Annotated in this window: 7 protein-coding genes; all 7 read left to right on the forward strand. The window is 31.2% G+C overall.

Annotation, left to right across the window (positions count from 1 at the left end):
- Window positions 1-72: 72 nt before the first annotated feature.
- Window positions 73-1,419: an aldehyde dehydrogenase family protein gene (locus tag ACODH8_RS04195; RefSeq protein WP_332466964.1), complete on the forward strand. Its 1,347-nt coding sequence runs from the start codon at window positions 73-75 to the stop codon at window positions 1,417-1,419.
- A 162-nt stretch (window positions 1,420-1,581) separates the two neighbouring features.
- The gene (locus tag ACODH8_RS04200; protein WP_332466965.1) at window positions 1,582-2,268 is read left to right on the forward strand and encodes a response regulator transcription factor; all 687 of its coding nucleotides are present in this window, start codon (window positions 1,582-1,584) and stop codon (window positions 2,266-2,268) included.
- Window positions 2,252-3,595, forward strand: coding sequence for a HAMP domain-containing sensor histidine kinase (locus tag ACODH8_RS04205; protein ID WP_332466966.1), 1,344 nt, complete (start codon window positions 2,252-2,254; stop codon window positions 3,593-3,595). The genes ACODH8_RS04200 and ACODH8_RS04205 overlap by 17 nt, the downstream gene beginning before the upstream one ends.
- Before the next feature lie 92 nt (window positions 3,596-3,687).
- Window positions 3,688-4,305 carry a PepSY domain-containing protein gene (locus ACODH8_RS04210; protein ID WP_332466967.1) on the forward strand — a complete coding sequence of 206 codons (618 nt, stop codon included), beginning with the start codon at window positions 3,688-3,690 and terminating at the stop codon, window positions 4,303-4,305.
- A 183-nt stretch (window positions 4,306-4,488) separates the two neighbouring features.
- Entirely contained in the window at window positions 4,489-5,424 is a 936-nt protein-coding gene (locus ACODH8_RS04215) for a MoxR family ATPase (protein ID WP_332466968.1), read from the forward strand.
- A 1-nt stretch (window position 5,425) separates the two neighbouring features.
- Window positions 5,426-6,385, forward strand: a complete 960-nt coding sequence (locus ACODH8_RS04220; RefSeq protein ID WP_420517558.1) for a DUF58 domain-containing protein — start codon at window positions 5,426-5,428, stop codon at window positions 6,383-6,385.
- 47 nt (window positions 6,386-6,432) lie between these two features.
- Window positions 6,433-8,541: a transglutaminase domain-containing protein gene (locus ACODH8_RS04225; RefSeq protein ID WP_332466970.1), complete on the forward strand. Its 2,109-nt coding sequence runs from the start codon at window positions 6,433-6,435 to the stop codon at window positions 8,539-8,541.
- Window positions 8,542-8,672 lie beyond the last annotated feature (131 nt).

Consider the following 8,672-nt stretch of genomic DNA (forward strand, 5'->3'; position numbering starts at 1 on the left):
TCATTTTAGTCCTAAAAGAAACCGCTTAACTCGTTGTATAGTGTAGACATAGATAACGAGGAGGAAAAAATTATGACAACAACAATTGAAAAACCAAATATGATTACGACATTAATGGACAAAGCTTTAGCCGCACAAAAGGATTATGAAACCTTTGACCAAGCAGCAGTAGATAACATTGTAAAAGAAGTAGCTTTCAGTTTACGAGATCACTCAGTCGAATTGGCTAAATTAGCACAAGAAGAGACAGGATTTGGTAATGCGACAGATAAAACGACTAAAAATTTATTTGCGAGTGAAGTTTTATATAATAGTATTAAAGATATTGAAACAGTAGGAATCATTGAAGAATTAGAAGAAAAGAAAATGCTAAAAGTAGCAGTGCCTATGGGAGTTGTTGCAGCACTTATTCCTTCAACTAACCCAACTTCTACAACTATCTACAAATCATTGTTAGCTCTTAAAACACGTAATGCGATTATTTTATCTCCTCATCCTAAAGCTTTAAAAGCAATTACTGAGACGGTGAATATTATCAAGTCAGTCTTAGTAGATTTAGATGCCCCAGCAGATTTAGTACAAGTTATAGCAGAGCCTTCATTGGAAGGAACTCAAGAATTAATGGCTCATCGTCAAACGGCATTAATTTTAGCAACTGGTGGAGAAGCAATGGTTCGTGCGGCTTACTCATCAGGTAATCCAGCGATTGGAGTAGGTCCTGGTAATACACCTGTCTTGATTGAAAAATCAGCAGATATTAAGCAAGCTATTTCGCGTGTTATTGCAAGTAAAACATTTGATAATGGAACGATTTGTGCTTCGGAACAATCATTAGTAGTTGAAGAAGCTATTAAAGAAGAAGTATTAAAAGAATTAGTAGAACAAGATGTTTATATAATGAATGAGGAAGAATCAGCTAAAGTTGGTGCGTTTATTATGCGTGAAAATGGGGCCATGAATCCGGAAATCGTTGGGAAACCAGCTGTTGAGATTGCTGAATTAAGTGGTATAGAAGTCCCTAAAACAACAAAAATATTGATTTCAGAGCAATCAGAAATTAGTAAAGCTAATCCTTATTCTCGTGAAAAACTTTCTCCCATTTTAGCTTTATTTACAGTGAAAGATACTGAAACAGGTATTCAAACATGTGAAGCTTTATTAAGAAATGAAGGAGCAGGACATACAGCAATGATTCACTCAGAAGATGACACTATTGTTAGAGAGTTTGGTGTTCGAATTCCAGCTTCTCGTATTTTAGTTAATACACTAGCAGCTCTAGGAGCAATTGGAGGCACAACAAACCTAAACCCATCATTAACATTAGGATGTGGTTCTGTTGGTGGTAGTAGTTTATCAGAAAACGTTCATGTGGCGCAGTTGTTAAATACTAATTATGTGGCATATGGTGTTAGAGACTAATTATTCTAATATTACATATTTTGAAGACAAACCAATTATTAAAAGTAATTGGTTTGTCTTTTTATTATGAAGAAATCTTCATGAAAATAGTGGTTACTTTAATAGTAGTTTTGTAAAAAGTTTAGTAAACTAACATTAAAGAAACAATCAAGGAGGTAACTTATGACGACATTAAAAATTCTTTTAGTGGAAGATGAAGAAAGTTTAGCTAGTTTTATTCAAACAGAATTAGAGTTAGAAGGTTATAGTGTTATTTGGGCACAAGATGGTGAAGAAGCTTTAACTTTTTATGAAAAGTATCAACAAGACCTAAGTTTGATATTACTAGATTGGATGTTACCTGTTTATGACGGGATTACAGTGGCAAGACGAATTAGGAAAAAAAGTGATATTCCGATTATTATGATGACTGCAAGAAATGAAACAAGAGATATTGTGATTGGTTTAGATACTGGTTTAGATGATTACTTAACTAAACCATTTGAAATTGAAGAGCTTTTTGCTAGGATACGAGTGATTCAAAGAAGAATGGAGCAACAGGAAAAAACAATAGAAAAATTAAATTTTGAAGGCTTAGCAATGGATATTAGTAAACATCAATTAAGTGTTGGTTCTGAGATTATTGAATTAACACCTAAAGAGTTTGGTGTTTTGTATTTGCTAATGAAAGAACCTGATATTGTTAAAACAAGGGAAGAGTTGCTAAATGACGTTTGGGGATATGATTATTTTGGCCAAACAAATGTAGTAGATGTTTATATTCGAACTCTAAGAAACAAACTAGCTCCTGTTAATAAAGATAAAATGATACAAACGATTAGAGGTGTTGGTTATGTTCTTCGGAAATAAAAAGAGGACAGAAACCACACAATATCAATTAACCAAAAGATTTATCTATCTTTTCTTAAGCTTGTTACTAGCAATGAATATCATTTATTTAATTGCAGCGTCGAGTTTTGTTTACGAGTTTCTTGAAAATAAAGCGATGACTGTATATGAGTCTATTAATGTTCAAAATAAAAAAGGAATAGACTGGGAGCAACAAATTAATACAATAGTTTCTCCTAAAGACGAAGATAGCCTAGTAGTAACAACAAGTAACAACGAACGTTACTACTCTAGTAAATCCAAAGAACTTTTTGAGGAGTTATACATAGGTAAATCGTTGCCTTTTGTACCTAAATTAATTTTTAGTGATGAAGGGATTTATTATGTGACTCAACAAAAATATGATACTTTCACTGTTCAGTTAGCGATTAATAGCGAGACGGCTGTAGAACTTGTTTATGGAATGTTTATGATTAGTCTAGTTCTTAATTTATTAGCAGTTCTGATAGGTAGTTTATTAATTTATCGCAGTGTCAAGAACTGGAGTAGCGAATTAAATCAAATGTCTGAAGAAATTAGAACACTAGATGACGGTAATAGAAATCAATTGTCAATTCCAGAACAACCGATTGAAATGAAAGAAGTCGCAATGGCTTTTAATGAGTTATTACACAATAAAGAAGCTAGTATTGAACGAGAAAAACAATTTATTACTGATGCTTCACATGACTTAAAAACGCCAATCGCAGCTATTAGAGGACACGTTCAACTGATTCAAAGAAGAGGTGAAAGTCACCCAGAAATCATACCAAAATCTTTATCTTTTATTGATTCTGAATCACAACGACTAGAAAAACTTAGTCGACAATTACTGGAATTAAATAAAGGAAGAGATGAATTAAAGTTAGAAGAAATCTCCTTATCTCAATTAGTTAGAGAGGAAGTAGAAAAGAGTCATTCTATTCATTTACGTGAATTTGATACAAAGATTAAAAATGATGTGACCCTAGTAGGTATACGAAGTGAGTTACAACAAGTAGTTCAAAATCTAATTGAAAATGCGATTAAATATTCAAAAGCAGAGACTAAGACAACTGTGATATTGGAAACTAGAGACAATAATATTTACTTAGAAATTGCTGATGAGGGAATAGGAATTTCTGATACAGATAAACCCAATGTTTTTGAAAGATTTTATAGAGCAGATACATCAAGAACTAGTAAAGCAGAAGGATCTGGTGTTGGATTATCTATTGTGAAAAAAAATGTAGAATATTATGGTGGAAGTATAAAAGTAGAAGATAATCATCCTCAAGGAAGTAAATTTATTGTTCTATTACCAAGATGAAGAAATCTTCATGAGATGTTTACATTAAATTGATTTATAGATTTCAAAGACGTCATATAATAAATATAGATAAAGAGAAGGGGAGAAAGAACATGAAGAAAAAAATATTAATTACTTTAGGAGCATTATTAGCTGTAACAATGACAGGATGTAAGCAACAAGCAATTGAGAAACCAGTAACTGAAACCAATACTTCTAGTGAGGTTGTTACAAAAGAAAGTAGTTCAAATGCAGAAAAAGTATCTTCTGAAAAAACAAGTGAAACAAAGATTGCTAGTGTGGAAGATGTAGTTACTTTGTATCAAAAACAGTTTGCTGATAGTGATATTACTTCAATTAAGTTAGAGAATGAAAGAAGTGGCTTTGTTTATAAAGTCGAAGGTGTAGATGATAATAATGAATATGAACTAAAAATTAATGCAGAGAGCAAAGACACCATCAAAGATAAAACAGAAAAGCTAGATAAAGATGAACAAGCAGGTGTAAAAAGAGAAGCCGACAAACTAGATTTAACAAATGTAATCAGCTTAGATAAAGCCACTGAAATAGCTGAAAAAGAAGCTAAAAGTGGAAAAGCTGTCGAGTGGGAATTAGATAGAGAATTATCAACGACTTATTGGGAAGTACAGATTAAAGACGGTAATAAAGAATATAAAGTGAAATTAGATGCTAAAACTGGTGATGTTTTGCAAGTAGAGATGGACGACTAATTAACGTAAGAATATGCTATTAACTCAGAATAATAATTTTGGGTTAATAGCTTTTTTTATAGAGTAATTTTATTTAGTTAACAAAATTTACCTATAAAACTCTTTTTATTTATAAAAATAAGACAATATTTTGCTATAATGGATAGAACAATTTAAATTGTATTAGATGGGAGCGATAGGTCTATGGATTTAGTGAAAAAATTACCTTTACTCATTGATGAGATTTCAAAAGTCATTTTAGGTAAACAAGAAGTAATTGAATTAACGTTAACAGCAATCTTGGCTCAAGGCCATGTTTTATTTGAAGATGTACCTGGTGTAGGAAAAACATTATTAGTTAAAACAATCAGTTCAGGTATACAGATGGATTATAATCGAATTCAGTTTACACCAGACTTATTACCTAGTGATATTTTAGGTGTCTCTGTTTATGATTTAAAAACCCAAGAATTTATTTTCCATGAAGGACCAGTCTTTACAACGTTATTATTAACTGATGAAATCAATCGAACGACACCAAAGACACAAGCCGCTCTTTTAGAAGCAATGGCTGAAAAAAGTGTCACTATTGATAATCATACTTATTCATTATCACCACATTTTACAGTATTAGCGACACAAAACCCGTTTGAATATGAGGGAACTTATCCCTTACCAGAAGCTCAATTGGATCGTTTTTTGTTTAAGTTAAATATTGGCTATCCAGATTTTAAAGATGAATTAAACTTATTATTAGGAGAAAAAAGAGAAGAAATAAAGATTACCCCAATACTAACCTTAGAAGAGTTGGCTTTTCTAAAAGAAGAAGTTAAACAAGTTTATTTATCTGAAAAAGTAGCTGAGTATGCTCTGCAACTTGTTAATGGAACTAGAACTCATGATGGTATTCTGTTAGGGGTGAGTCCTAGAGGAAGTCTTGATTTCGTTCAAGGGGCGAAGGCTTATGCATTATTGAAAGGAAGAGATTATGTTACCCCTGAGGACTTTCAACATATTATGTTAGCTTGCTTTAGCCACCGAATTCAATTAAAAAACAAAGACATGTCAAATCAAGAACAAGTGAGTGAGATAATCCAGCAAATTATTAACCGAGTTCCTATTCCTGTGAGGAGGGATTAGGGTGACTAAGTTAAAGAAGTTAGCAACCGTGTTATGTTTTAATTTTTTTTATATTGGCACAGGTGTTTATTGGCTTGTTTTTAGTAGTTTAGTAGGCTGGTTGTTGTTTTTATTTTTGACGCTTTTTTTAATAATCAATCTCTTTTCAATGTATCAATCTTTAAAACATCTTTCTGTCAAACCTATTAATCTTGTTTCTACACGTGTGAGTGAATCAAATAAAATAACTATAGATATTTTTAGCAAGAATAAAAAAAGATTGTTTTATCCTATACTATTAATAAAGTGTGAACAGCTGGGAATTAAGCGACAATTATTTTTATTTTTTAAAAAGGAGTTATCCTTAGAGGTTGAATGGATTCCTAAAAAAAGAACTCAAATAACAAAATTAGAAATTGAAATAGCGAGTTATGATTTCTTTTATTTTTTCAAAAAAAGTAAAAGGACAATATTTGATCAAGAGGTTTTGGTATTACCATCATCTATTAATCATACTGACTTTGTATTGAATCAAATAAATAACTATTATCCAAGTATCCCTTTTGGGCAAAATAATTTTGATTTAGAAAAAATCAAAGGTTATCAACCGGGAGATTCACCTAAAAAAATTGATTGGAAACAATCTAGTAAAAGACAACAACTTATGATTAGAGAATATCAAGTAGATTCAGAAATGTCTTGGATGTTTGTTTTTTATGGCCGTGAATCGAAACATTTTGAAAGTTTATTAGCTGAATTCTTTTATTTGTATCAAACAATCAAAAATCCTGATATTTCATTTTATTTGGTAGGAAAAGGAATTGATAGTCAGAATGATAATAAAACGAAAGATTTTTCTGTTATTGAAGCCAGTGAAGATCCGGGAGAATTACCAAGTAATCTTCGTAAAAAAATGATTGTCTTTACGCCAAGAAAATCAAAAATTTTAGATAGAGAGCTAGACAAATTATCACCTCATTAAATAGTTTATGTTGTTGAATATGTGACTTTAGAAGGAGGTAATTAAAAATGAAACAGATTAAATTAGATGCTATTTTGTTTATTTTTCTGTCTATATTTATGTTTTCATTAGCTCTTCCTGCTATCTTAACCGTATTTAATGTACCAAACCAGTCTGGCTTTTTATTAACAATGTTAATCCTTATTCTAATTGCTATTTTTATTAAAAATTATTTTTTGAAAATACCAATCTACTTATTGATTGTCAGTTCCAGCTTTTATTATTTTCAAAATGGTACTATGTGGCTCATTAGTAAGAGATTAATCTTTGAACTAAAAGAAGTAACATCTGGAACGGTCACTGAATATCCACAGCTATTACCTCATCTTTTTTTATTACTATCGTTATTAATACTAGTGGAACTTCAATTTGTTAGTAAAAAAGTCTTGTTGATTGGCTGCTCTTTAATTAGTTATTTGTTATTACTTAATATCTTTAATGATATTACTATTACTGTTCAAGTTCTTTTAATCATGATGATTAGTTTATTTCTAAAGGCACTGATATCATCTCAAGTAATCAATTGGCAATCAGTTGTATTACCATTAGGATTAGTGAGTTTGATTTTATGTATCACTTATATGACACCAACTGAAAAACTTGAAACTTTTTTTCTCGATAAAACGACTACCGTTAGAAATCAACTATCCAATAAGGGTTTTTATCTAGCAATTAATGAAAGAAAGTATGGTTCTGTTTCTCAAACAGGATTTGGTGAGGATGATTCTGAACTTGGTGGGGCAGTTCAAGATGATCACCGAGTGCAATTTAAAGCCTATCAAGATTCCCCTCATTATTGGCGAATTGATAGCAAAGATTACTACACGGGAAAAGGATGGGAAACTACAACAGGTACTAGACAAGACGTCAGTCAATCAGAAGAATTGGTAATGGTTGAAAATGGAGAAATGTTTAGTAGTGACTCTGAGAAAATTAAATTATTATTTTTAACTTCTGAAAATTATGTGCCAACGATGTATGGAAAGTCTGAGATACGTGCAATTAATAATAAGAAAAATTTTATTAAGGATATGACTACTAATCGAATTGATTTAGAAGGAAGTCGTTTGAAAAGTCAACTTGAAATTGAGTTGACCCCGTCACTAGAACGAAATCAGATACCTAAAGACACGCCAGGGAATCAGTTGACTAGCGAAGTTGATTATTTACAATTACCAGGAAATTATTCTCCAAAAGTAACAGACTTAGCTAATGAATTGACCAAAGATAAACATAATTTAATGGATAAAGTAGAAAGTATTGAACTATATTTAAAAACATCACCTGATTTAAGATATTCAAAAAGCGAAACAGTTTATCCACATGATAAACAAGATTATGTGGAACATTTTCTTTTTGAATCACAAGTAGGTTATTGTGATAACTTTTCAACGTCTATGGTTGTGATGTTAAGAAGTGTGGGGATACAGGCAAGATGGGTTAAAGGATTTAATACAGGAATCGTCACTGCACGAGAAGGTGATTTAGATGTTTATTCTATTAGAAATCAAGATGCTCATTCTTGGGTAGAAGTTTATTTCGATGGATTCGGTTGGATACCATTTGAACCAACCCCGACGTTTATTTATCCAACTACTGACAAGAAAGAGTCAGTTAATGACAATGACAAACTTAATGAGGTTGTAAAAGAGACAAAAGACTCTAATCAAGTGTCTGAGAGTTCAGAGACAAAAGAAACGGTTACAGAAGAGAAAGAAGAAGTAAAAAAACAAAAAGTTGATTCCAAAGAATTGGCTACAATAGGTAAATTTATAGGTTATACTTTATTGTTTATTGCCTCTGTATCTTTATTTGTAGCTTGGCGTTACAGATTATACTTAAATGCTCTCTTTGTTTTAAAATACCAAGAAAAAGAATGGGACAATATTTATGTAAAAGTACTAGCTAAAATTGAGCAAAAAGTGTATCGAGAAGAAAACATGCCTTTGATTCAATATGCTAGTTTAGTTGAGATGCAATACTCTGATTACAAGCCTTATTTTAGCGATTTAACAGAACTATATGAATCACATTTGTATGGACAGGGAGCATCATTTGATGATAAAGCTAAAAAAGAACTACTCCTGTTAGTTAAAATTGTAATCAAAAACCAATAAAAAAGAGGCTGTGACATAAGTCTCTGAATAAAACAAAAAAGCAATCAAATTTATGAGTAAAATTCATTTATTTGATTGCTTTTTTTAGTTAAAATAAAAACGTACAGGTGGCCCCCTGTACGTTAAGTCAT

The organism is Vagococcus fluvialis (assembly GCF_048815235.1).
In the GTDB taxonomy this organism is placed as follows: domain Bacteria; phylum Bacillota; class Bacilli; order Lactobacillales; family Vagococcaceae; genus Vagococcus.

Excerpts from the sequence above, each read along its gene's own strand:
- ACODH8_RS04195 (WP_332466964.1), top strand. The coding sequence starts at position 73 with ATGACAACAACAATTGAAAAACCAAATATGATTACGACATTAATGGAC.
- ACODH8_RS04200 (WP_332466965.1), top strand. The coding sequence starts at position 1,582 with ATGACGACATTAAAAATTCTTTTAGTGGAAGATGAAGAAAGTTTAGCT.
- ACODH8_RS04205 (WP_332466966.1), top strand. The coding sequence starts at position 2,252 with ATGTTCTTCGGAAATAAAAAGAGGACAGAAACCACACAATATCAATTA.
- ACODH8_RS04210 (WP_332466967.1), top strand. The coding sequence starts at position 3,688 with ATGAAGAAAAAAATATTAATTACTTTAGGAGCATTATTAGCTGTAACA.
- ACODH8_RS04215 (WP_332466968.1), top strand. The coding sequence starts at position 4,489 with ATGGATTTAGTGAAAAAATTACCTTTACTCATTGATGAGATTTCAAAA.
- ACODH8_RS04225 (WP_332466970.1), top strand. The coding sequence starts at position 6,433 with ATGAAACAGATTAAATTAGATGCTATTTTGTTTATTTTTCTGTCTATA.